The organism is Aeromonas sp. 603757, assembly GCF_049171255.1.
GTDB lineage: Bacteria > Pseudomonadota > Gammaproteobacteria > Enterobacterales > Aeromonadaceae > Aeromonas > Aeromonas veronii_A.
On record NZ_JAAKOE010000001.1, the window covers coordinates 153887 to 175762 of the forward strand.

The window sequence follows — 21876 nt, forward strand, 5'->3', positions numbered from 1 at the left end:
AGCAGTTGTAAGCAAAGCTGAGCAAGAAAAAGCAAAAAATCAGGGAAGAGCGTACTGCAACAAACGCAGAGGCACACTAATGAATTCAATCCAAAGAGACGAGGCATGACCCCATGAAGCTGCTGGTCGCAATCAAACGGGTAGTCGACTACAACGTCAAGATCCGGGTGAAGGGAGACGGCTCCGACGTGGAGCTGGCCAATGTGAAGATGGGGATCAACCCCTTTTGTGAAATTGCGGTGGAGGAGGGGGTCAGGCTGCGGGAAGCGGGTATCGCCAGCGAGCTGGTGGTGGTGACTTTCGGCCCTGACGCTGCCGCCGAGCAACTGCGCCATGGGCTGGCGCTGGGGGCGGATCGGGCGCTGCATTATGTCACCGATGAGACGCTCACCCCGCTCACTGTCGCCCGTGCCTTGCACAAGGTGTGTGAGCAGGAGCAGCCGGATCTGGTGCTGCTCGGCAAGCAGTCCATCGATTCTGACAACAATCAGGTGGCCCAGATGCTGGCTGCCCTCAATGAGTGGCCGCTGGCGACCTGTGCGTCAGCCCTCAAGGTGGAAGCGGGGGAACTGCTGGTGACCCGCGAAATCGACGGTGGCCTCGAGACCCTGCGCATGCCTTTGCCTGCGGTGGTGAGCGCCGATCTGCGTTTGAATGAACCGCGCTTTGCCTCGCTGCCCAACATCATGAAGGCCAAGCGCAAGCCGCTTGATAGCGCTCCGTTCTCGACACTCGCCGTTGAGGTGGCCAACCAGACCCGTTTGCTCGGGGTGATGGCGCCGCCAGCCCGCAGCGCCGGGATCAAGGTGGGCTCGGTGGACGAGCTGGTGGACAAACTCAAACACGAAGCGAAGGTGCTGCCATGAGCGTGCTGATCATTGCCGAACATCATCAGGGCCATCTGGCCGACAACGTGGCACAACTGGTGACCGCCGCCGTCTCCATCGGCGGTCAGGTTGACCTGCTGTTGCTGGGGCAGTGGCTGACCGAGGCGGGTGAACAGGCGGCTGCCATTGGCGGTGTCGACAAGGTTCTGCTTGCCGAACATCCCCTGCTGGCCGACGGGCTGCTGGATGGGGTCGACAAGCTGCTGGCCTGCTGGTGCGAAGGTTACAGCCACTGCCTGATGGCGGCGAGTACCATGGGCAAGACGCTGCTGCCACAGGTGGCGGCCCGGCTCGGGGTGGAGATGCTCTCCGAGGTGACGGCTATCGAGAGTAGCGACACCTTCCTGCGCCCCATCTATGCGGGCAATGCCATTGCCAGAGTGGCAAGCTCGGCGCCCGTCAAAGTGATGACGGTGCGGGCCACCGCGTTTGCCAAGGCGGCGACGGGCGGGCAGGCTCCCATCGAGCACTTGGCCGTGCCCGAATTCGCTGGTCGTACCCGGCTGGTGGAGCGCCGCGCGGTGCGCTCCAGCAGGCCCGAACTGACCGCCGCCCGGGTGGTGGTCTCCGGTGGCCGGGCACTGGGGTCCAAGGCGCAGTTTGCCCTGATTGAGGCGCTGGCCGACAAGCTGGGCGGCGCCGTGGGGGCATCGCGAGCCGCTGTTGATGCGGGATATGTCGCCAACGATCTGCAGGTGGGACAGACCGGCAAGGTGGTGGCGCCCGAGCTCTATATCGCGGTCGGCATTTCGGGGGCCATCCAGCATCTGGCGGGGATGAAGGAGTCGAAGGTGATCGTGGCCATCAACAAGGACAGCGATGCCCCCATCTTTCAGGTAGCGGACTACGGGCTGGTGGGGGATCTCTTCACTCTGCTGCCGGAGCTCACCGCCAAACTGTAAATTTGTCAGAAATGGCTGGGCTGTGGTCGTTTATGCGCTCTGCCCGCCATTTCTGTGCATGTTCCCTGCAAGCCCTGACCCGTTCAGGGCTTTTTCTACTGCAAGGGGGAGGCAGAGTGACGGTAAAAGGTTGAGCCAGCTCCCAAAAAGCCTTTGATCCGCTGGCTGCTCTTGTGTAAAACCTGACAAGTCATCGATTACTCTCATCCACTCACGGAAAGCGTCATGAGCAAACAGATTTACAACTTCTGCGCCGGCCCCGCCATGCTGCCGGTTGAAGTCATGGAGCGCGCCCAGCGCGAATTTTGTAATTTTCAGGGGCTCGGAGCCTCGGTCATGGAGCTTTCCCATCGCGGCAAGCCCTACATGGCGGTTGCCGAGAAGGCCGAAGCGGATCTGCGCGAGCTGCTGGCGGTGCCGGAGAACTACGAGGTGCTCTTCATGCACGGTGGCGGCCGCGGTCAGTTCTCCGCCGTGCCCATGAACCTGCTGGGCGGGGCCAACAAGAAGGCGGACTTCCTGCTGACCGGTGTCTGGTCCCAGAGTGCTGTGGATGAAGCCAAAAAGTATGGCGATATCCAGACCTTCCAGGGGGTTGCCAAGAACGAGCAGGGGATCTCTCACCTGCTGCCGACCCCGGCGTTTCGCGCCGATGCGGCCTATGTTCACTACTGCCCGAACGAAACCATCGACGGCATAGAGATGTTCGACATCCCGGCCACCGGCGAGGTGCCGCTGGTAGCAGATCTCTCCTCCACCATTCTCTCCCGTCCTCTCGACGTCAGCCGCTTCGGCATCATCTATGCTGGTGCCCAGAAAAATATCGGGCCGTCCGGGCTTGCCATCGCCATCGTGCGCGATGACTTGCTGGATCAGGCCAGAGCCGATGTGCCCTCGATTTTTGACTACAAGCTCACCGCCAAGAACGACTCCATGTTCAACACGCCGCCCACCTACGCCTGGTATCTGGCCGGTCTGGTGTTCGAGTGGCTCAAGGAACAGGGTGGCCTCGAGGCGATGGAAGCGCGCAACAAGGAGAAGGCCGACTTCCTCTACGACTATCTCGATCAGTCGAGCTTCTACGGCAATCAGGTGGATGTCAGCTGCCGTTCGCGGATGAACATCCCGTTCCAGCTGAAAAATGCCGAGCTGGACAAGCAGTTCCTGACAGAATCGGAAGCGGCCGGCCTGCTGGCCCTCAAAGGGCACCGCATCGTCGGTGGCATGCGCGCCAGCATCTACAACGCCATGCCGCTGGAGGGAGTGAAGGCCCTGGTGAGCTTTATGGATGGCTTTGCCAAGCGCCACGGCTGAAAAGAAAGTACATACGTGCTTGCTGGCGGCCTCTCGTGACAACTCGTGAGCCGCTTCCAGCTATTGCAGTGATTCACGACGCCGGGGATACCCCGGCGTCTTTTTTTCAACAGAACCAGCGCGCTGGCGTTTGCCGTGCGATTTCCCCTGAAAGTGCCCTTGCCGAGCGGGACGCAGGCTGTTAACGTCCGGACAGGCGTTTATTTTTGAGATAGCACAGGAAGTCTATGAATTCGTTGCGTTTGGAACCCATTTCTCGTGTGGTCGGTGAGGTCAATTTGCCCGGCTCCAAGAGTGTCTCTAACCGTGCGCTGCTGCTGGCGGCGCTGGCTCGTGGCACCACCCGTCTGACTAACCTGCTCGACAGCGATGACATTCGTCATATGCTGGCTGCGCTGACCCAGCTCGGGGTCAAGTACAAGCTCTCCGCCGACAAGACCGAGTGTACCGTGCAGGGGCTGGGCCGCAGCTTTGCGGTGAAAGAGCCGGTCAATCTGTTCCTCGGCAACGCCGGTACCGCCATGCGACCGCTGTGCGCCGCGCTGTGCTTGGGCTCCGGTGAATATACTCTGGGCGGCGAGCCGCGCATGGAAGAGCGTCCCATCGGCCATCTGGTGGATGCCCTGCGTGAAGCGGGTGCCCATATCCAGTACCTGAAACACGATGGTTATCCGCCGCTGGTGGTGGACGCCAAGGGGCTGTGGGGCGGCGATGTGCACGTCGACGGCTCCGTCTCCAGCCAGTTCCTGACCGCGTTTTTGATGGCGGCGCCGATGGCGGCGGGCGATACCCGGATCCACATCAAGGGGGAGCTGGTTTCCAAGCCCTACATCGACATCACCCTGCACATCATGAAGCAGTTCGGGGTGGTCATCGAGCACGACAACTACAAGCTGTTCTACATCAAGGGCAACCAGACCTACATCAGCCCGGGTGACTTTCTGGTGGAAGGGGATGCCTCCAGCGCCTCCTACTTCCTCGCGGCGGGTGCCATCAAGGGTAAGGTGCGGGTCACCGGTATCGGCAAGCACAGCATTCAGGGTGATATCCACTTCGCCGACGTGCTGGAGAAGATGGGCGCGCGCATCACCTGGGGTGGTGATTTCATCGAGGCGGAGCAGGCGCCGCTGCACGGAGTGGATATGGATATGAACCATATTCCCGATGCGGCCATGACCATCGCCGTAGCGGCGTTGTTTGCCGAGGGGCCGACCTCCATTCGCAATATCTACAACTGGCGGGTGAAGGAGACCGATCGTCTGCACGCCATGGCGACCGAGCTGCGCAAGCTGGGCGTCGAAGTGGAGGAGGGGCATGACTTCATCACCGTGACCCCGCCGACCCAGCTCAAGCATGCCGAGATCGATACCTACAACGATCACCGTATCGCCATGTGCTTCTCGCTGGTGGCGCTGTCGGATACCCCGGTCACCATCAATGATCCCAAGTGCACCTCGAAGACCTTCCCGGATTACTTCGACAAGCTAGCCAGTATCAGCCAGCGTGGCTGATCACTGACAAACCCGTCATCACCGACGCTTCGGGCCCGCGCTGAGCGGGCTTTTTTGCCTTCCTCATCCGCACTTCCATTTCGCGTAGCATCATTTCAATAACTTGCAAGATTGCTCCGCAAAATAGTTTTGTGATTGCTGTAATTTCCTATTTACACATGGGCTGTCGCGGGCTATGTTGAGATTTCCTAATCGCAGTCATCTAGCAGGAAGCCTTGTCATGCAGCATCAAACCGACGACGTTCGTATCAGTGAAATCAAAGAGTTATTACCCCCGGTTGCGGTGCTTGAGAAGTTTCCGGCTACCGAGGTGGCCTCGTCCACCGTTTTTGAATCCCGTCAGGCCATTCACAATATCCTGGCCGGCGAAGATGATCGTCTGCTGGTGGTGATTGGTCCTTGCTCCATCCATGATCCGGTTGCCGCGCTGGAGTATGGCAAGCGCCTCAAGGCGCTGCGCGACGAGCTGAAAGGTCAGCTGGAGATCGTGATGCGGGTCTACTTCGAAAAACCGCGCACCACAGTGGGCTGGAAGGGGCTGATCAACGATCCGTACCTCGATAACAGCTGCAAGATCAACGACGGTCTGCGCATTGGTCGCAAGCTGTTGCTGGATCTCAACGACATGGGGCTGCCGACTGCCTCCGAGTTCCTCGACATGATCACCCCGCAATATGTGGCGGATCTGATGAGCTGGGGCGCGATCGGTGCCCGTACTACCGAATCCCAGGTACACCGCGAGCTGGCCTCCGGTCTCTCCTGTCCGGTGGGCTTCAAGAACGGCACTGACGGCACCATCAAGGTTGCCATCGATGCCATCGGTGCCGCCAGTGCGCCGCACCACTTCCTGTCGGTCACCAAATACGGTCACTCCGCCATCGTGGCGACCCGCGGCAACCCGGACTGTCACATCATTCTGCGTGGTGGTCGTGAGCCGAACTACAGCGCCGCCCACGTGGACGAGGTGGTGAAGGGGCTGGAGAAGGCCGGTCTGCCCCAGAAGGTGATGATCGACTTTAGTCATGCCAACAGCAGCAAGCAGTTCAAGAACCAGATGCTGGTGGCCGAGGATGTGGCCGGCCAACTGCGTGCCGGCAGCAAGGCGGTGTTTGGTGTGATGGTGGAGAGCCATCTGGTGGAAGGCCGTCAGGATCTGGTGGAAGGGTGTGAACTCACCGTCGGCCAGAGCATCACAGATGCCTGCATCGGTTGGGCCGATACCGAAGTGCTGCTACGCAACCTGGCGGATGCCGTTGCAACCCGTAACGCCCGCTAAAGACCGGATTTCGCAGTCGCAGTGACAAAGAGAAAGTGATAACCAGAGGCCGCTATTGCGGCCTCATCTATTCGTGTTGCGGGGCTTAAGGCTCAGGGCAGGGCATCGGGCCGGAAGCTGGCGCGGATCTGCGGCACCAGGCTCGAGGGGTCGAATCCCTTCTCTTCACCCAGCACCGGATGGAGCAGAGGCTTGTCCTCGATGGGGGTGATATCCCCCGCCAGCAGCTGGCGGGTGGCCTGACCCATCTGGTAGAGCTGGCGCACCGGAGCAAATTGTTCCCCGAGGATAAGAGGATCATCGCTGCGGGCAAAGGCCATCATGGGGATCTGGTAGGTGGCATCGCGCGCCGGTTTGTCGCCGTGAATACCCTTGCCGGCGGACATCAAAAACGGCTGGTGATCGCCAAAGGCCACCACCAGATAGCGCTTGCCCGACTGGTCGAGGGTCTTGAGCAGCCGCTCCAGCGAGGCCATGGCATCCACCACCCCTGTGTAATAGGTGTTGAGCAGCTGGGTGTCACTCTCGCTCTGGTTCGGGCAGGCGCCGCTGCGCTCCTGCCCCTGATAGCGGGGGCCATCGAAGGGGCCGTGCCCCTGCATGGTGACCGCATAGGCAAACAGCGGTTTGTCATCCTGTTCGCTGCGCTTGAGCAGGTGGTCGATCAGCGCATCATCTGAGATATAGAGTCCCTTGTGCTCAAGGGTGGTGAAGCGGGTGTCGAACCAGCGCTCCTCATAGCCGAGCGCCGGGATCGCCTTGGCGCGGCCCCAGAATTTTTCCACATAAGGGTGGGCGAACAGGGTCTGGTAGCCGCTCTGTCTGGCGCTCTGGGCCAGCCCCGGCACCTGCTGCGAGAGGTAGTAGTAGGGCACCACCCCTTGCTTGAGCAAGCCCACCGGCAGGCCGGTGTTCATCTCGAACTCCGCCAGCACCGTCATGCCGCCGGTGGTGGGGGAGTGGATGGTTTTTTGCCACTGCTGCACGCTGGCGGGCAGGGAGAGGGTGGGAGCCGGGGCGCAGATCCGCCCCTTCCAGTCGAGCCAGAGCGACTCATATTGCAGCACGATCACCAGATCCCAGCGCGGCGCAATGCCTTGGGGCGGATGGCTCAACTGCGGGGTCAGCTCGTTGATCTGCAAGGGGTAGCGAAACACGCTGCCGCTTTGCAGCATCTCGTCCACCAGATTGAACAGATAGAGGCCGGGGCCGGAGCGGATGATGTCCCTGTGGTAGTTGACTGCGCGATCCACGTAACGAATGTTGGCCCCCAGCAACTTGTTGCCGGTCTGGGTGGCAAAGACACAGAGGGCAAAGAAGGCGACGGTGGCGGCTGCGGTGCGCAGCACCCAGCGTGACAGGGCAAAGCGCCAGCAGAGAAACAGTGCCAGCAAAAGGGTGAAGATGGGGAGGATGGGGTGCTGATCGAGGAGGATCCGCAGCAGCGCCAGCAGGTTGCCAAAATCGTCCCCGCCGAGCGGCACGCCGTAGATGGCGATCTTCATAAAGTTAGCGAGCAGGCCTATTCCCGAAAGTGCGGTAAAGACCAGCCCCATATAGAGGTTGAAGCCCGCCAGCGCACAGAGACTCCAGCCCAGCACCATGCTGCCCCAGGCCAGATAGTAGTGTTCCGGCCGAAAGCCTGACCAGAGCAGAAACTCCCCCAGCTTGAACACCACGAAGCCGTGCAGCAGCACGAAGGTGAGGTTGCCGAGCAGCAGGCTGCCGATGATCCGCCAGCGCAGGCTGCGGCGCAGCGTTGGCAGCACCGTTTTGAGCACGGCGGCGCTCAGAGCCAGTACCAGAGTAAGGCTCACCATCAGATAGGTGAGGTTGAAGCCCTGCTCCGGCAGGGTTTGCAGGATCTGGCTGAAATCGCCGCTCTCGGGGCGATCTTTGAGCAGCAGACCGATGCGTAGCTGATAGCGGCTGGCCAGTGCATCGTCCGGGGCGCGCAAGGTGCTGTTGAGATCCAGCGAGCAGCGGTTATTGCGGCACACCTGACGCTTATCCACCGCCTGACTGAGCTGGTCGATCCGCTCCCCCTTGTCGTTGAGCAGCTCCACTCGCACCTTGTCCCCCGCTTGCAGCGGCCCCCGCAACAGCCACTGGCTGCGCACCACCAGATAGAGGCCGCGGCTGTCGCTTTTATAGAGCAGGGCGTGGCGGGTGAGGGTGGCCAGCGGATTGTCGGCGGGGCCCAGCACCAACGGTTGGGCACGGCCCAGCCAGCTGCCGGGATTGATCAGCGGTAATAACAGCGTCAGCAGCAGCAATCCGCCCAGCAGGGCCAGTAGCCCGGAGGACAGACTCAGGGCACGGGGGCGGCCTGAGGAGGGGCGATTCATATAAGCTCATCCTTTGAGCGAGTAAGGGAGAGATCGTTCATCCGTATAGAGTTTGACCCGATGGTGCGGGCCTTGTTCCAGCTTGTCAATTTAATGACCACTTAATGAATATTTGGTTACAGCTCAACCTTGCAAATTGTGATCCCGATCGAGGGGTTGTTCGGAATATGTGATGAAAGCGTCATCATGGGGTTTTGCCACTGGCTTGGGAGGGGTGTGCTGTTTAGGCTCTCAATAGCGACAGGAGGTACATGTATGAATCCTAAGGTGATGGCGCGTCAGGCCAGATTACTGCGCATGCTGGAGAGCAAGGAAGAGATCCGGATCGGACGCGAGCGCGACTGTCCGCTGCCACTGGCCCAACTGGTCAAGCTGAAGGATACTCATCCCGCGGTGGTCAAGGTCTATCGCCACGGTCTTACCGCCGAGGTGTTTCACCTCAAGGTAGAGGGGCATCACTGGTGCCTCAAGCGGCGGCGTCAGGATTCGCTGGTAGCCAACCTCGATGGCAAGACCGCTTTCCTCACCGAGCTGGAACGGCGGCGTGAAATCGAGGCGCTGCGCGAGCTGCATCCCACCATCCTCTCCCATGTGGTCTGCACCAGCTTTGGCTCGGCGCGGGCTGGAGTGCTGGTTTCCCCCTGGTTGCGGGGTGTGCCGGTCCATCAGCTCAACGAGCGCAATCTGGCCCAGATGCTGGAGGTGCAGGGGGAGCTGGCCCGCTGGGGCTGGTTTGACTGGGACCCGAGCCCTGGCAACCTGCTCGATGATGGCGAGCAGATCTGCGTGTTCGACTTTGGCTATATGTGGACCTTCGATCCCCGCTTTGAATACAACTCCAACGGTCTGGTCGATCCGCAGTTCCATGTACCGGAGCGGTTGGAGACCCGCACCCTCTCTGGACTCTGGCTCGATGAGGCCGATCCTCTGCCGCAATTTCGCTACTGGCGCGAGCTTTGTCTGAAATGGGTCAAACGGGAGATCCACCACCTGATCCGTGAAGGGGCCAGCGCGCCCGTGCTGGCCCGCCTGCACGCCCTGCAAGGGGAGTGGAGCGCTGCGCTGGCGAGCGACGAGGCGCTGGTCGCCAACTGGTGGCGGGACATGTATCGCAGCCACCGGCTCGATGTGGCCGATGATCTGAGCGGCCAGAGCTGCGGCCCGCTCACCCTGCGTCGCCTCGACTGGTTGATGCAGGCGGTGACGGATCACTATCCGCTGCTGGTGGACAATCTCTCGCCCCAGGAGACTGAGTTGGGCCAGACCGGGCTGCTGGCCCGCTTGCAGCAGTTACGCCGGGAAGCAGTGGCCTGTCAGTTGCCTGCTACCAGCCTTGCCTGAGCCGATACCTTTGCGGAATGCAAATAATCAGGGCGCCTTGCGGGCGCCCTGTTGCATGGTCTGGTTTACCTCGCGGTGAGGGTCAGTCCAGCAGCTCCTGATGGAGGCGGTTGACGATATTGCCCGCCTCGCTCTCCTTGACCAGGAAGCAGAGGTTGTGGGCGCTGGCACCGTAGCAGATCATCCGGATGTTGTGCTCGCGCAGGGCGTCAAAGACCTGACTGCCCACCCCGTTCACTTCGCTCATCCGGTTGCCGATGAGCGCCACCAGTGCCAGACCGGTTTCCACCTCCACCTTGCAGAGTTGCCCCAGTTCGGCCAGTACCTTGTCGCTCAGGATCGGCTCGCCGTTACTCTGGCTGCCGGTGTGATCCAGCGTCAATGACACGCTCACTTCCGAGGTAGTGATGAGATCGACCGAGATGCGGTGACGGGCCAGAATCCCGAACACTTCGGCCAAAAAGCCGTAGGCGTGGAACATGTTGAGGCTGTGCAGGGTCACCAGCACCTGCTGGCGGCGCAGGGCGATGGCGCGAAACAGCGGGCTTGAATCTGTGCTGGCGCGGATCCAGGTACCACCGGCGGCAGGATCCCTGGCGGAGCCGACAAACACCGGAATATTCTGGCGCACCGCCGGTTGCAGGGTGGCCGGGTGCAGCACCTTGGCGCCGAAGGTGGCCATCTCGGCCGCTTCGACAAAGCTGATTTCGGGAATGGGGCGGGCGCGGGTGACGAGGCGCGGATCCGTGGTGTAGATGCCGGGCACATCGGTCCAGATCTCGATACTGGCGGCATCGAGTGCTTCGGCGAGCAGGGCCGCGCTGTAGTCAGAGCCGCCGCGCCCCAGCGTGGTGGTGCGGCCATCGCCATCGGCACCGATAAAGCCCTGGGTGATGATAAGGCTGTCGCCAAGCTGCGGGCCCAGCGTCTGCTGGCAGAGGGTTCGGGTGGTGGCCAGATCGACGGTGGCCTTGCCAAAGCGGCTGTCGGTGCGCATCAGCTGGCGCACATCCTGCCAGTGAGCCTTGACGCCGCGCTGGCGCAGCAGCTCGGTAAAGAGGCGGGTAGACATCAGCTCGCCGCAGGCGATGAGGCGATCGGCCAGCTCCGCATCGGTATGCTGGTGGGCTTGCTGGGCCATGAGGCGAATTTCGTCCAGCTGGCCATGAATAAGGGCGCTCACATCAACGGGGTTGCCGAGATCGGTCAGAATGGCCTGCTGGATCCCGGCCAGTTTGGCCAGCTGCTCGTCGCGGCCAGCCTCGTCCAGCTCCCCTTGAGCCAGGGCAACCAGCAGGTTGGTGACACCGGCACTGGCGCTCAGTACCACCACCCGGGTGGCGGGATTGGCCAGCACGATGTCGGCGCAGTGATTCATGGCCGGGAAGTTGGCGACACTGGTTCCGCCAAACTTGGCGACATTGATCGGGCTCATTGCTTACTCCTGTCTTATTTTAAGATTCCGGTTCCATCGGGCAAAAAAGAGAGGAGGAGGCTGAAAATGGCAGGAATGAACGAAGCTATCCCGGCCAGAAGCACTCCACCTGCAGAGCCCATCCCGTACCGCCCCTGACAGGGCGCGGTGGGGGATGATCACTACCGATGACAACCCGGGGGATTCAGCCCCCGCAGCCGACGTTGAGGTCACCAGTCTCCTCACTCGTCTCGGCGCTGCTCCCCCTGACCCAAGTTCACCGGACGCTGGCGTCCTCCCTTGGGCTGCCTGGGCAGCGCTCCTCTTCTGGCTCCACCAGGGCGGTGGAGTGCATTTAGAAATACCCTGCGTTGGATTGCACTGTCAATCGAGTTTGTGAAAAAGTTCAAATTGTCGGCTAACTCAACGCAGGATCAATGACTTAGGCAATGGTCTTTGACAAAACCTTGGAACGGCGCTGCCAGTTGTAGAGACGCTGGCGCGCCACCGGCAGATCTTCCACTTCCAGCGGATCGAAGCCCCGCTCCCGGAACCAGTGGATGGAGCGGGTGGTGAGCACGAACAGACGGCGAATGCCAAGCCGTTTGGCCCGCTCGGCCACCTTGGCCACCAGCTGATCCCCCCGGTTGGAGTTGCGATAGTCGGGGTGGATGGCGACGCAGGCCATCTCCGCCATCGCCTCTTCCATAAAGCAGTAGAGGGCCGCGCAGCCGATGATGAGGCCATCGCGCTCGATGATGGTGAACTTGTCGATCTCCATCTCCAGCTGCTCGCGGGAGCGGCGCACCAGAATGCCTTCCTCCTCCAGCGGGCGAATGAGATCCAGAATGCCGCCGATATCCTCGATGGTGGCGGCGCGGGCCTGCTCGGCACTTTCCCGCACTATCTGGGTGCCGAGGCCGTCGCGGCTGAACAGCTCCTGCAACATGGCGCCATCATCCTGATAGCTCACCAGATGGGAGCGGGGCACGCCGCCACGGCAGGAGGCAATGGCCGCGCGCAGATAACGGGCGGTGCCGGACATCTCTTCGCCCGCCTGCTCCAGCTCAATCAGCAGCTCTTCGGCCTGCTCGGGGAAGAGCTCGGAGATGGCTTCGCCGCGTCTGTCCATCACCCCCTGGGTGCTGCTAAAGCAGATGAGTTTATCCGCCTTGAGGTCGACCGCCACCCGGCGGGCCACCTCTTCGGAGCTCAGGTTAAAGCTCTCGCCGGTGACCGAGCAGCCGATGGGGGAGATGAGCACCAGACTCTTCTGATCGAGCTGGCGGGTGATCCCCTCCACGTCGATGCGGCGCACCCGGCCGCTGTGGCAAAAGTCGATGCCATCATCCACACCGAGCGGCTGGGCGGTGACGAAGTTGCCGCTCACCACGCTGATCCGCGCCCCCTGCATGGGTGTGTTGGCGAGCCCCATGGAGAGCTGGGCGGTGATGTCATATTGCAGGCCACCACACACCTGCTTGATGATGGTGAAACTCTCGTCATCGGTGACCCGGATCCGCTTGTGGTACTGGGCCTCGATACCGGCGCGGGCCAGCGCTTCATCGTTTTGCGGACGTGAACCAAACACCAGCACCAGGCGTATGCCCAGTGTCTGCAGCAGGGCGATATCGCTGACGATATTGGCGAAGTTGGGGTGGCAGATGGCTTCTCCCCCCATCATCAGCACAAAGGTGGCACCCCGATGCACATTGACATAGGGGGTGGATTGCCGGAAGGCATTGACCAGACTGGGTTCGCGTTCACGCACTTGATATTTCTTCCATAAAAAAACAGCGATTGGCTCAATATATGAAAATTAATTCACAAATCAAGACTAAATATTGATTTTGGCCGTTTCTGGTCTACGAGGGGCGGCTTGGCCGTGCGGATCGGGAAAGGGTGACGGATGGTGCAGATAGCCGTCGGAACGAGCGGGGAGGGGCCCGCCGGTTGATCCGGCGCGATAAACTGCTATCTTCGATGCTCCTTTTCGTCAGCTGTGTGATTTCACAGGGTTTTATACAAGGACAGAATTCATGGAACAGATTATTTCACCGGCAGATGCCCTGCCGGGACGACGCGAAGCGATGGTGATTGGTCAGCAGCATGCGGTGAATGGCAACCCGACCCAGGGTCCCTGGCCCGAGAACATGGCGATCGCCTGGTTTGGTATGGGCTGTTTCTGGGGCGTGGAGCGCCTGTTCTGGCAGCAGCCGGGCGTCTACTCCACCGCGGCCGGTTATCAGGGCGGCGTCACCCAGAATCCCACCTACAAAGAGGTGTGCAGCGGGCTGACCGGCCATGCCGAGACGGTGCAGGTGGTGTTTGATCCGGCGGTGATCAGCTACGGCGACCTGCTCAGACTGTTCTGGGAACAGCACGATCCGGCGCAGGGGATGCGTCAGGGCGGGGACATTGGCACCCAGTATCGCTCGGTGATCTTCTATGGCGATGAGAGCCAGCAGATCATTGCCCAGCAGAGCATGGCGGCCTACCAGCAGGCGATGGCGGCAAGCGGCGACAGCCGTGCCATTACTACCCGTATTCTGCCGCTGGCGCCCTTCTACTACGCCGAGGATTACCATCAGCAATATCTGGAGAAAAACCCGGATGGCTACTGCGGATTGGGTGGCATTGGAGTCTGTTTGCCGCCAAGCCTGAACCGCTGAACAGTTTTGTAGTCGATTTCTTAATAAAAGTGAAAATAAATGGTCGGAGGAGGGAACTTATTGCGACCAGTCGGGACTAACTAGGTAGCGTCCAGGGATCGGATGCAAAGTCCAGACACATTTCTTGCCTTGATAACCGCCTGATGAATGAACGCACTGGCGGGTTGAAAATGATAGCAAGCAGGGCTGCCCACCAAGGCGGCCCTTTTCCTTATCTGCTGCTTTGAAATCTTGCGTTGGGCGGAAGAGCCGGACGGCAGATCAGCCGATGGCGCTGTCGAACAGGTTCTTGATGAGATCGATAAACTCGATGAGGAAGGTTTTCTGTTCCGGGGTAGGGGCGCGCAGCCAGACGGCAGAGAGCACCTCTTCCAGATCGGCGACCACGGCGTCGGCCTCCTGCATGATGGCGAAACGCACCTTGGGATCGAGCTGGGGGTTTTGCTCGCAAATGGCCATCAGGTTGCTGGCAACACGGCCACTGACAAGATCTTCGATGGTCTCTTCACCATCGTTCTGCTGCTGGGATTCAAACAATCCCAAACTCTCCACCAGATACTCGATCAGCGAGATATAGCCTTCACTTTCTACCACCATGGTTGCTGCCTCAATACAGTAACAATACGAAAATTAAGCGTATTTTAGTGGCTTGCCCTAGCTTGGCAAGCAGCAGTGCAGGCGATGGCGAGTAAAACTGACTCCGCCCCGCTCCACGCACTCCAGCCCGGTCAACGTAAAGCCATGTCGTAAAAATAGCTCATAACTGAAGGCGCTGGCCTCGGTGGTGATGAGGGTCATACCGAGCCCTCGGGCCCCCGCGAGCGCCGTGGTGAGCAGCAGATTGCCCAGTCCCTGGCGCTGATGGTCGGCGCTCACATAGAGCAGGCTGAGGTGGCCATCGGGGCTCAGGGTGACAAACCCGAGGGGCACATTTGCCTGCTCTGCTACCCAGCCGTGGTGCTCGCGCAGCTGGCTGACAAAGCCCGGATGTTGTGAACCGAGGGCCCACTGCTCCACCTGTTCGGCGCTGTAGTGCTCGGGGCCGCTGCGTCGCACCGCCTGCTCAAACAGGGTCACGAGAGCGGGGATATGTGCCTCGCCAAGGGGGATAATACAAAGTGCTGGACTAAGTGCTGGGGTCATAAGGTTGGGTCGTCAGTGGGGGAGAGGGGGCGCGGCGCCTGTGGCCGTTTGGCTTTGGGCAGACCCGCGACAACCCGCTCATAGGAGTGGTGCACCCAGTCCTGCCACAGATCATCTGGCAAGGTGCTGTTCAGGGTCACTGTGTTCCAGTGTTGCTTGTTCATATGCCAGCCCGGTTTGACCTCGGGGTGGATCTCGCGCAGCAGCAACGCCAGCTCGGGCTCGCATTTGAGGTTGATGGTAAGCGGCTCGGCCTGCCAATCCACCAGCGCGAACATCTTGCCCGCGATGCGGTAGACCAGGATCTCCGGGCCAAACGGGGTATCTTCGGTGGCGCCCGGCAGGGTCAGCAGAAAGTGGCGCAAACGGGTCAAATCCATGGAAAGTTCTCGCGCAAGGGGTGATCCGGGTCATGTCAGGCGCATATCTATCGGCGGGCCTGTTCTGTTAATATGCGCGCAGCCGAGTATACCCCCCATCACCAAGGGAGCCTATTGGATGTTGTATCACAAGACTTTCGAACTGGGTCCCGAGCGGGATTGGGTGGTGTTTGTCCACGGCGCCGGTGGCAGCTCCTCCATCTGGTTCAAGCAGCTGCGCGCCTATCGCGAGCACTTCAACGTGCTGCTGCTGGACTTGCGCGGCCACGGCCAGTCCCACCAACTGCAACAGGTGGTCAAGGGCCACTACAGCTTTCGGGAAGTGACCGAAGATATCGTTCGGTTGCTCGATCATCTCGATATTCGCCGCGCCCACTTTGTCGGCATCTCCCTTGGCACCATCCTTATTCGCCATCTGGCCGAGCTCTGCCCGGAGCGGGTGAAAAGCATGGTGCTGGGGGGCGCCATTTTGCGGCTCGATATCCGCTCGCGGGTGCTGGTGCAACTGGGCCGACTCGGCCAGCACTTCCTGCCCTATATGTGGCTCTACCGGCTGTTTGCCTTCATCATCATGCCGCGCCAGCACCATCAGGAGTCGCGCAACCTCTTTGTGCGCGAGGCCCGCAAGCTCTGCCAGAAGGAGTTCAAACGCTGGTTCCGCCTCGCCACCGAGGTCAACCCGCTGATGCGCTATTTCCGCGAACGCTCCCTGCCCATACCCACCCTCTATGTGATGGGGGAGGAGGATCATATGTTTTTGGCACCGGTGCGCGAACAGGTGGCCCGCGATGCCAGCTCCTCGCTGGCGGTGATCGAACAGTGCGGCCATGTCTGCAATGTGGAGCAGCCGGAGCAGTTTAATCGTCGTACGCTGGCATTTATTCAATCGCTGGGGAGCGGACGGAAATAAGGATTCATTACGCTGTGCATTCAGGTCATGCTACAGCGGCATTGCAAGCTGGCCGCGAGCAAAGCGCTGCCAACGTGCAATAGATGCCGCTGTCTTGGCGATCGTATAAGCCGCATACTTTCAAGCTACAAGGGGTGATCTGCCCCCCTGATTCTTTATAATGCCCCCCTTTAAAACCGCCGGACCCCGGTTCGGCGCGCTCTGATGGCTGGCTACGTCATCAGGCAGATTATCAGGATTGAGAAACGGTTATGCATACTCTGGAACAGCTGCGTGCGGGTGAACTGTGCGGTGCCCGCCATCTGAAGCTTTGTGAAAACCTGACGGAGTTCCCCACCGAGATTTTGAGCCTGAAAGAGACGCTGGAGGTGCTGGATTTGACCGGCAACCAGCTAAGCACGCTCCCCGACGAGCTGGCCGAGTTTGGCAAACTGCGCATCATCTTCTGCTCCGAGAACCGCTTTACCGAGCTGCCCGAGGTGCTGGGGCGCTGTCCGGCGCTCACCATGGTGGGTTTTAAGGCCAACCGGATTGCTACCGTCTCGGCCAAGGCGCTGCCCGCCGGTTTGCGCTGGCTGATCCTGACCGATAACGCAATTGAGCAGCTGCCCGATGAGCTGGGCCAGTGCGACGCCCTGCAAAAGCTGATGCTGGCGGGCAACCGCCTGCGCGAGTTGCCCGCCAGCCTTGCCAATTGCCGCAAGCTGGAGCTGCTGCGCATCGCCGCCAACCGCATCGAACGCTTCCCCGAGTGGCTGCTCTCGCTGCCGCGCCTTTCATGGCTTGCCTACTCCGGCAACCCCTTTAGCGAAGGGGCGGAGGCGCGGGCCATCGATGATACCCATGTCGCTCCCCTTGCCTGGGAGACGCTGGCGCTGGGCGAGTTGCTGGGGCAGGGAGCATCCGGCGTTATCCATCGCGCCACCCTTGTGGGTAATCCTGCTGATGCAGTGACTCAGGCGAGCGATAGAGGCGATGGCAATCAGGTGGCGGTCAAGCTGTTCAAGGGGGCGGTGACCAGCGACGGGCTGCCCCGCTGCGAGATGGCGGCATCGCTGGCGGCGGGCAGCCATCCCAACCTTATCAAGGTGATAGGCAAGGTGGCGGATCACCCCTCCGGCATTCCGGCGCTGGTAATGGAGCTGATCGATCCGGCCTTTGCCAATCTGGCCGGGCCGCCGAGCCTGGACTCCTGCACCCGGGATGTCTATTCCGAGGGGCTGCATCTGAGTGTGCCGGATGCGCTGGCGATGGCCCACGGCATCGCCTCGGTGGCAGGCCATCTGCACCGCGCGGGCATCATGCACGGGGATCTCTACGGCCACAATATTCTGTTTGCCCGTGGGTCTGACGCCCCGGCTCGCGCCTTGCTGGGGGATTTTGGTGCCGCTTCCTTATATGGCCGCAGCGACTGCGAGCGGGCGCTGGGCCTTGAACGACTGGAGGTACGCGCCTTTGGTTGCCTGCTGGAGGAGCTGCTGGCCCATTGCGATACGCAAGACTCACCGCTTGATGGGTTGCATCAGCTCAAAGCGGCCTGTCTCTCGGAACTCCCCGCCGAACGCCCCGATTTTGCTTATATCGAGCGCCAGCTGGCGGCCGCTCGCGCCACACTGTCGTGATCTTTCTGGCGTTGGCGGGCACGAGTTGGCCTGCCAACGTCATTCCTTTTATTCATTCATCGCCATACACCAATGGCGTTTTTGCATGGGTTGGTATACCTCTGCCCGTTATAAACGTACCCAATAGCGCTCATTGCGACTGCGAGGCGCACGGCAAGGGGATGTCCCATCATTCGCTCGATAACACGCAGAGGCTGCGCGGCAAAAAGGGGAGGGCAGAGGGTTGCGCGGTGCCGGTTAAGTTGTGATATTGAGGCATCTTTAGTACAGAAGGGTAATAACGATGGAAGCTGCGTTTTGGCATCAGCGTTGGGAAGAGAACCGGATTGGCTTTCATCAGGCGGACTTCAACCACTGGCTGCAATCCTGGTGGTCAGCCCAGCAAGCGGACGAGCCGGTGCTGGTTCCCCTGTGTGGCAAGTCCCGCGACATGCTCTGGCTGAGCGCTCAGGGCCATCCGGTCGACGGTTTCGAGCTATCGAGCCTTGCCGTCAGCCAGTTCTTCAGTGAAAACCAGCTCGCCGCGACCGTGAGCGAAGTGGGCCCTTATCAGTGCCATCAAGTGGACAGCCTGCGCATTTTTCAGGGAGATTTTTTCGCCGCTCCCAGTCTGGGTCGCCGTTACCGGCTGGTCTATGACCGCGCGGCGCTGATCGCCCTGCCGACCGCGATGCGCCGCCAGTATGCAGCCCTGATCAGTTCGCTGGTCGAGACCGGTGGCCAGATCCTGCTGGTGACCCTTGAATATCAGCCTGAACAGCAGAGTCAGCCCCCCTTCTCGGTGGGGGAGATGGAGGTGCGAGCCCTGTTCGAACGGGACTTTCGCATCGAGGTGCTGGGGCGCGCCGCCGAGGTGGATCACCCGCGGGTGCTGTCGGGTCAGCTCTCCTACTTCGATGAGGTAGCCTACCGGCTGGTTCGCCGGGGCTAACGGGCAGCTAACGGGCGGGCAAAGGGTGAGCTACGCCGACAAATCGTCGGGCTACGCGCTCTTCGCTACCTCCTTTGACGTAGATCAACGTGACTGGCGGGGGGAGTGCCTAATATGAGGCTGTTTCTCAATCACTGTTGGCATTGCAAAGCGAGTATCGGGTCTGTCCCGCTTGCTGATCAGCAACTCAGTGTCTGATTTTCACGCTCATGTTCACTTTTGGCGGCTTTGGTCGCAATTGTTATGGTTTTTCCAGCCGACCCTGATGGGTCGGCTTTTTATTGTCTGCGATTTGCCGTGGGAATGGAAAAACGGGGGGAGTGCGAGGCCAGATCAGGCCTCGAAGGTGGCGGCATTGAGCCGAAATGCCCGTGGATCGTCGATAAATTGGCCGGTGATCCGCTCGTCATGTTCGTGTCCCTGACCATAGCTGCAGAGGATCAGCCGATCGGAGGTGCGCGAACGTAGCTGGGTGATAAAGCGCACCAGGTCGGCGCGGCTCAACTTGCCCACCTCGTCGCAGACCCGTTCCCGCTGATCAAACCCCAGATCCTTGTTGCCGATGCTGACCCACAGCCGCTGGCCGCGACTGCGCAGGTTGGCATCCCGCTCGCTCAGCTGGGCTTGCAGCCCCGCCTTGCTCTCCTGCCACTGCTGTTCGGTGAATTCGAGCATGGCGAGCGGGAAGAGGTCGATAAACTCCTCCACCGCATCGAGCAGGATCTGCGGTCCCGCCACCGGCGACTGGATATAGAAGATCAGCCCCGGATGGCGATTGAGGGGCAGGTTGCCGGCTCCCACCACATACCCCAGTTGCTGGCGGGTGCGCAGCTCGTGGAAGAAGGTGGAGGACATGATGTGGTTTGCCAGAGTGAAGCAGGCGAGATCCCGCGCCCGGGTGGTGCGGGACTGGTAGTAGACCAGCAGTGCCGAGTCCTCGTGATCGCAACCCTGCTCGCGAATAAGGGTGCCCCTGTCCTGAATGGAGATGAGCGGGCGGCGGGTCTCGCCGCTCGGCTTGCTGCTGGTGCCATTGATATCGCTCAGGTGACGCTCCATCAGAGCGGCCAGCTCCAGCGCTTCGGCGGCAGTCCAGTCGCCGTGTACCAGCGCCTCGACATGCACCTCGCCAAACAGTTGGGCCACGAAGCCGGGCATCTCTTCCAGCTCGACGGTGCGCAGGTGGCGCAGCAACTGCTCGAACGGCGGGTTGTTCGGCTGCAACAGGCTGGTGAGCTGGTTAAAGAGCTGGGAGATGGGGCGCGCCTTGGACTGGTTGTCCCAGTTGCGGATGAGCTGCTCCTTGATCTCGGCGAAGCGACCCGGATCCGGATACCCCAGGGTGCGGTTGCCGAGGATCATGTCGAGCAACAGCGGCTGCTTGTCGGCAAAACCGCTCAGGTTGATGGTAAAGCCCCCCTGATGGGCATAGATCTGATAGCCCAGCCCCGCCAGCTCCGCAGGATAGGTGAGGGCGTTGAGGTGGTCGGCCAACAGCTCCACGGCGAGGCGCGCCATGGCGATATTGCGCGGATTTTTTACCGCATGTTCGCTGTCGATGGAGATGTAGAGATTGCCCTTGGGCACGCTGAACAGGTGCTCATGGAGGTGCCAGAGGCGAAAACCGGGGCGATCGATAAGACAGGCGGGCATGTCGGCGGCAAGCTCGGGCGTACGCGGATCGAGCCTACTGCTGATAAAGGGGTTGGGCTTGGGTAGCGCCAGCGCCGGATCCGGCTCGCTCTGCTGCCAGCGAATTTTCTCGGCCTCGGTAATGGTCGTCACGCTGTAGGGGGTCTGATACCAGCGGGCCAGCCGATCGGTCGCCACTTCCGGCGCAGTGATGGTGATACGCAAATTGTGCGGGGTGAGTTTGGCGAGGAGGCGGCGGATCAGCCCCTCGTCATATTCGCGCATCATGTAGTCGCCGTAGAGCAGATCCTCAGGTTTGTAGCTAAAGAGGTTGAGCACCAGCCCCGACACCGTATCGAGGGGGCGGCCGCGCTCCTGAAAACGGAATGCCGATTCGAGCACGGTCCGTTTTTCGTCATAGCGCCAGCTCTGCAGCCCTTCGCGGCCAATCAGTTTCAGATAGCCAAACAGGGCGGCGAGGATGTCGTCCACATGTTCAAGGCCCAGAGGGGTGAGGCCGAAGTTGACGCCAAAATCCTTGAAGTTGGCGCCGCTGATGCCACCGCCCGCCGAGAGCTGGTTGACCCAGCCTTTCGCCTTGAGCAGGGAGAGCAGGCTGCCATCCCCCTCATAACCGATCAGATGGCTCAGGAAGGTGAGGGGCTTTTTGTCGTAGAACTCGTCCACATTGGGCAAGGGGAAGCTGAGCGACAGCTTGCGGGTCTCCTTGACCGGATTGATGTGGATGCGCACGCCGAGATCGTCGAGCCGGTAGAGCGGCATGGTGAGGGTCGGGGTTCCCAAATTGCGATTCAAAATGGGAGCAAAGTAGCGACAGCACCACTGCAACTGGGTATCGATGGATTCCGGCGAGATCATCACCAGTGCCATGCGATCCGCGCTGTAGTGGCTTTCGTAAAAACGGATAAGGTCGGAGCGCAGATCCCGTCCCGGCAGATCGGCCAGGGTATCGAGGTTGCCCACCGAGAACTTGGAGAAGGGGTGCGCCGGGTTGACCGTCTCTTTATGCACCTGATAGCTGCGGCGCATGTCGTCCTGCAGTTTGAGGCGATACTCGGAGTCGACCGCGTTGCGCTCCTTGTCCACCCACTCCGGATCAAAGGTGGGGCAGATAAAGAACTGGGAGAAGCGATCCAGCCCCGCTTCGAAGAAGCCGTTGTCGATCTCGAAGAAGAAGTTGGTGAATTCGGTGCCGGTCCAGGCGTTGTTGCTGCCGCCATGGCGGCTCATAAATTGCTGGTACTCACCAGGCTTGGGGTAGGTGCAGGTGCCGAGAAACAGCATGTGCTCCAGAAAATGGGCCATTCCCTGCCGGTCGGCGGGATCGTCAAAATGGCCGGTATTGACCGCCAGAGAAGCGGCGGATTTGTCGGTGTCGGGATCACAAATCAACAAGACCCTGAGCCGGTTGGCCTGCTCCAGAAAATGGTATTGCCGATGGTCATTGGGACTGGCATATGGGCTCATTGGCGTGTGACTCACGTTGGATTTATTTGAATTTAAACATGATTATCGACCCCGCTATCCCGTCAGGCAAACCCTTTTCTGAGAGGTAGCGCAATTGTTTCCACA

The 21876-nt window shown here is 60.6% G+C and carries 17 protein-coding genes and 1 riboswitch; of the genes, 10 read left to right on the forward strand and 7 right to left on the reverse strand.

Features of this window, described 5'->3' with window-relative positions; translation table 11 throughout:
• Positions 1-113: 113 nt before the first annotated feature.
• From G5332_RS00635 to aroG, 5 genes are all read left to right on the forward strand, one after another.
• Entirely contained in the window at positions 114-866 is a 753-nt protein-coding gene (locus tag G5332_RS00635; RefSeq protein ID WP_227340706.1) for an electron transfer flavoprotein subunit beta/FixA family protein, read from the forward strand.
• A complete protein-coding gene (locus G5332_RS00640; protein ID WP_227340705.1) occupies positions 863-1789 on the forward strand; it encodes an electron transfer flavoprotein subunit alpha/FixB family protein in 927 nt (308 codons plus the stop codon). Before G5332_RS00635 ends, G5332_RS00640 begins: the two co-directional genes overlap by 4 nt.
• 225 nt (positions 1790-2014) lie before the next feature.
• Positions 2015-3103, forward strand: coding sequence for a 3-phosphoserine/phosphohydroxythreonine transaminase (gene serC / locus G5332_RS00645; protein ID WP_421172178.1), 1089 nt, complete (start codon positions 2015-2017; stop codon positions 3101-3103).
• Between the two features lie 227 nt (positions 3104-3330).
• Positions 3331-4614 (forward strand): 3-phosphoshikimate 1-carboxyvinyltransferase, encoded by a 1284-nt coding sequence (aroA, locus tag G5332_RS00650; RefSeq protein WP_421172177.1) that lies wholly within the window; start codon positions 3331-3333, stop codon positions 4612-4614.
• A gap of 220 nt (positions 4615-4834) precedes the next feature.
• Complete coding sequence (aroG, locus tag G5332_RS00655; protein ID WP_144713523.1) at positions 4835-5890, forward strand: 3-deoxy-7-phosphoheptulonate synthase AroG; 1056 nt, start codon at positions 4835-4837, stop codon at positions 5888-5890.
• Positions 5891-5982: 92 nt separating this feature from the next.
• Here the strand turns inward: aroG and G5332_RS00660 are convergent, their stop codons facing one another.
• Positions 5983-8238 (reverse strand): LTA synthase family protein, encoded by a 2256-nt coding sequence (locus G5332_RS00660; RefSeq protein ID WP_227340702.1) that lies wholly within the window; start codon positions 8236-8238, stop codon positions 5983-5985.
• A 255-nt stretch (positions 8239-8493) separates the two neighbouring features.
• Here G5332_RS00660 and G5332_RS00665 point away from each other — a divergent pair, with 255 nt between their 5' ends.
• Positions 8494-9579, forward strand: a complete 1086-nt coding sequence (locus G5332_RS00665) for a hypothetical protein (RefSeq protein WP_421311029.1) — start codon at positions 8494-8496, stop codon at positions 9577-9579.
• A gap of 82 nt (positions 9580-9661) precedes the next feature.
• Here the strand turns inward: G5332_RS00665 and lysC are convergent, their stop codons facing one another.
• Together lysC and argA are read right to left on the reverse strand one after the other, a co-directional pair.
• Positions 9662-11014, reverse strand: coding sequence for a lysine-sensitive aspartokinase 3 (gene lysC / locus G5332_RS00670; RefSeq protein WP_421249215.1), 1353 nt, complete (start codon positions 11012-11014; stop codon positions 9662-9664).
• 90 nt (positions 11015-11104) lie between these two features.
• Positions 11105-11328, reverse strand: a riboswitch (Lysine riboswitch).
• A gap of 107 nt (positions 11329-11435) precedes the next feature.
• The gene (gene argA / locus G5332_RS00675; protein ID WP_216953805.1) at positions 11436-12764 is read right to left on the reverse strand and encodes an amino-acid N-acetyltransferase; all 1329 of its coding nucleotides are present in this window, start codon (positions 12762-12764) and stop codon (positions 11436-11438) included.
• A gap of 268 nt (positions 12765-13032) precedes the next feature.
• Here argA and msrA point away from each other — a divergent pair, with 268 nt between their 5' ends.
• Positions 13033-13665: a peptide-methionine (S)-S-oxide reductase MsrA gene (gene msrA, locus G5332_RS00680; RefSeq protein WP_005333739.1), complete on the forward strand. Its 633-nt coding sequence runs from the start codon at positions 13033-13035 to the stop codon at positions 13663-13665.
• A 261-nt stretch (positions 13666-13926) separates the two neighbouring features.
• Here the strand turns inward: msrA and G5332_RS00685 are convergent, their stop codons facing one another.
• From G5332_RS00685 to G5332_RS00695, 3 genes are read right to left on the reverse strand one after another with little or no spacing between them, the layout of a single operon-like run.
• Positions 13927-14262 carry a DUF3802 family protein gene (locus tag G5332_RS00685; RefSeq protein ID WP_005333735.1) on the reverse strand — a complete coding sequence of 112 codons (336 nt, stop codon included), beginning with the start codon at positions 14260-14262 and terminating at the stop codon, positions 13927-13929.
• 57 nt (positions 14263-14319) lie between these two features.
• Entirely contained in the window at positions 14320-14808 is a 489-nt protein-coding gene (locus G5332_RS00690) for a GNAT family N-acetyltransferase (RefSeq protein WP_421249216.1), read from the reverse strand.
• On the reverse strand, positions 14805-15188 hold the full coding sequence (locus G5332_RS00695) for an MmcQ/YjbR family DNA-binding protein (protein ID WP_421249217.1): 384 nt from the start codon (positions 15186-15188) through the stop codon (positions 14805-14807). Before G5332_RS00695 ends, G5332_RS00690 begins: the two co-directional genes overlap by 4 nt.
• A 118-nt stretch (positions 15189-15306) precedes the next feature.
• On the opposite strand from G5332_RS00695, the gene G5332_RS00700 reads away from it, so the two are divergent.
• The 3 genes from G5332_RS00700 (at position 15307) to G5332_RS00710 (ending at position 18651) form a co-directional block, all read left to right on the forward strand.
• On the forward strand, positions 15307-16098 hold the full coding sequence (locus G5332_RS00700) for an alpha/beta fold hydrolase (protein ID WP_040066426.1): 792 nt from the start codon (positions 15307-15309) through the stop codon (positions 16096-16098).
• A gap of 251 nt (positions 16099-16349) precedes the next feature.
• The gene (locus G5332_RS00705) at positions 16350-17720 is read left to right on the forward strand and encodes a leucine-rich repeat-containing protein kinase family protein (RefSeq protein WP_227340696.1); all 1371 of its coding nucleotides are present in this window, start codon (positions 16350-16352) and stop codon (positions 17718-17720) included.
• A gap of 283 nt (positions 17721-18003) precedes the next feature.
• A complete protein-coding gene (locus G5332_RS00710; protein ID WP_005337003.1) occupies positions 18004-18651 on the forward strand; it encodes a thiopurine S-methyltransferase in 648 nt (215 codons plus the stop codon).
• Between the two features lie 333 nt (positions 18652-18984).
• Here the strand turns inward: G5332_RS00710 and G5332_RS00715 are convergent, their stop codons facing one another.
• Positions 18985-21771: an insulinase family protein gene (locus tag G5332_RS00715; protein WP_421311030.1), complete on the reverse strand. Its 2787-nt coding sequence runs from the start codon at positions 21769-21771 to the stop codon at positions 18985-18987.
• Between the last annotated feature and the right edge of the window lie 105 nt (positions 21772-21876).

Bases quoted from the DNA above. Each gene is read 5' to 3' on its own strand.
- G5332_RS00710 (WP_005337003.1), top strand. From the start codon at position 18,004: ATGGAAGCTGCGTTTTGGCATCAGCGTTGGGAAGAGAACCGGATTGGC.
- serC (WP_421172178.1), top strand. From the start codon at position 2,015: ATGAGCAAACAGATTTACAACTTCTGCGCCGGCCCCGCCATGCTGCCG.
- G5332_RS00700 (WP_040066426.1), top strand. From the start codon at position 15,307: ATGTTGTATCACAAGACTTTCGAACTGGGTCCCGAGCGGGATTGGGTG.
- G5332_RS00635 (WP_227340706.1), top strand. From the start codon at position 114: ATGAAGCTGCTGGTCGCAATCAAACGGGTAGTCGACTACAACGTCAAG.
- G5332_RS00690 (WP_421249216.1), bottom strand. From the start codon at position 14,808: ATGACCCCAGCACTTAGTCCAGCACTTTGTATTATCCCCCTTGGCGAG.
- aroA (WP_421172177.1), top strand. From the start codon at position 3,331: ATGAATTCGTTGCGTTTGGAACCCATTTCTCGTGTGGTCGGTGAGGTC.
- G5332_RS00715 (WP_421311030.1), bottom strand. From the start codon at position 21,771: ATGAGCCCATATGCCAGTCCCAATGACCATCGGCAATACCATTTTCTG.
- aroG (WP_144713523.1), top strand. From the start codon at position 4,835: ATGCAGCATCAAACCGACGACGTTCGTATCAGTGAAATCAAAGAGTTA.
- G5332_RS00665 (WP_421311029.1), top strand. From the start codon at position 8,494: ATGAATCCTAAGGTGATGGCGCGTCAGGCCAGATTACTGCGCATGCTG.
- G5332_RS00640 (WP_227340705.1), top strand. From the start codon at position 863: ATGAGCGTGCTGATCATTGCCGAACATCATCAGGGCCATCTGGCCGAC.
- msrA (WP_005333739.1), top strand. From the start codon at position 13,033: ATGGAACAGATTATTTCACCGGCAGATGCCCTGCCGGGACGACGCGAA.
- lysC (WP_421249215.1), bottom strand. From the start codon at position 11,014: ATGAGCCCGATCAATGTCGCCAAGTTTGGCGGAACCAGTGTCGCCAAC.
- G5332_RS00705 (WP_227340696.1), top strand. From the start codon at position 16,350: ATGCATACTCTGGAACAGCTGCGTGCGGGTGAACTGTGCGGTGCCCGC.
- G5332_RS00660 (WP_227340702.1), bottom strand. From the start codon at position 8,238: ATGAATCGCCCCTCCTCAGGCCGCCCCCGTGCCCTGAGTCTGTCCTCC.
- G5332_RS00695 (WP_421249217.1), bottom strand. From the start codon at position 15,188: ATGGATTTGACCCGTTTGCGCCACTTTCTGCTGACCCTGCCGGGCGCC.
- G5332_RS00685 (WP_005333735.1), bottom strand. From the start codon at position 14,262: ATGGTGGTAGAAAGTGAAGGCTATATCTCGCTGATCGAGTATCTGGTG.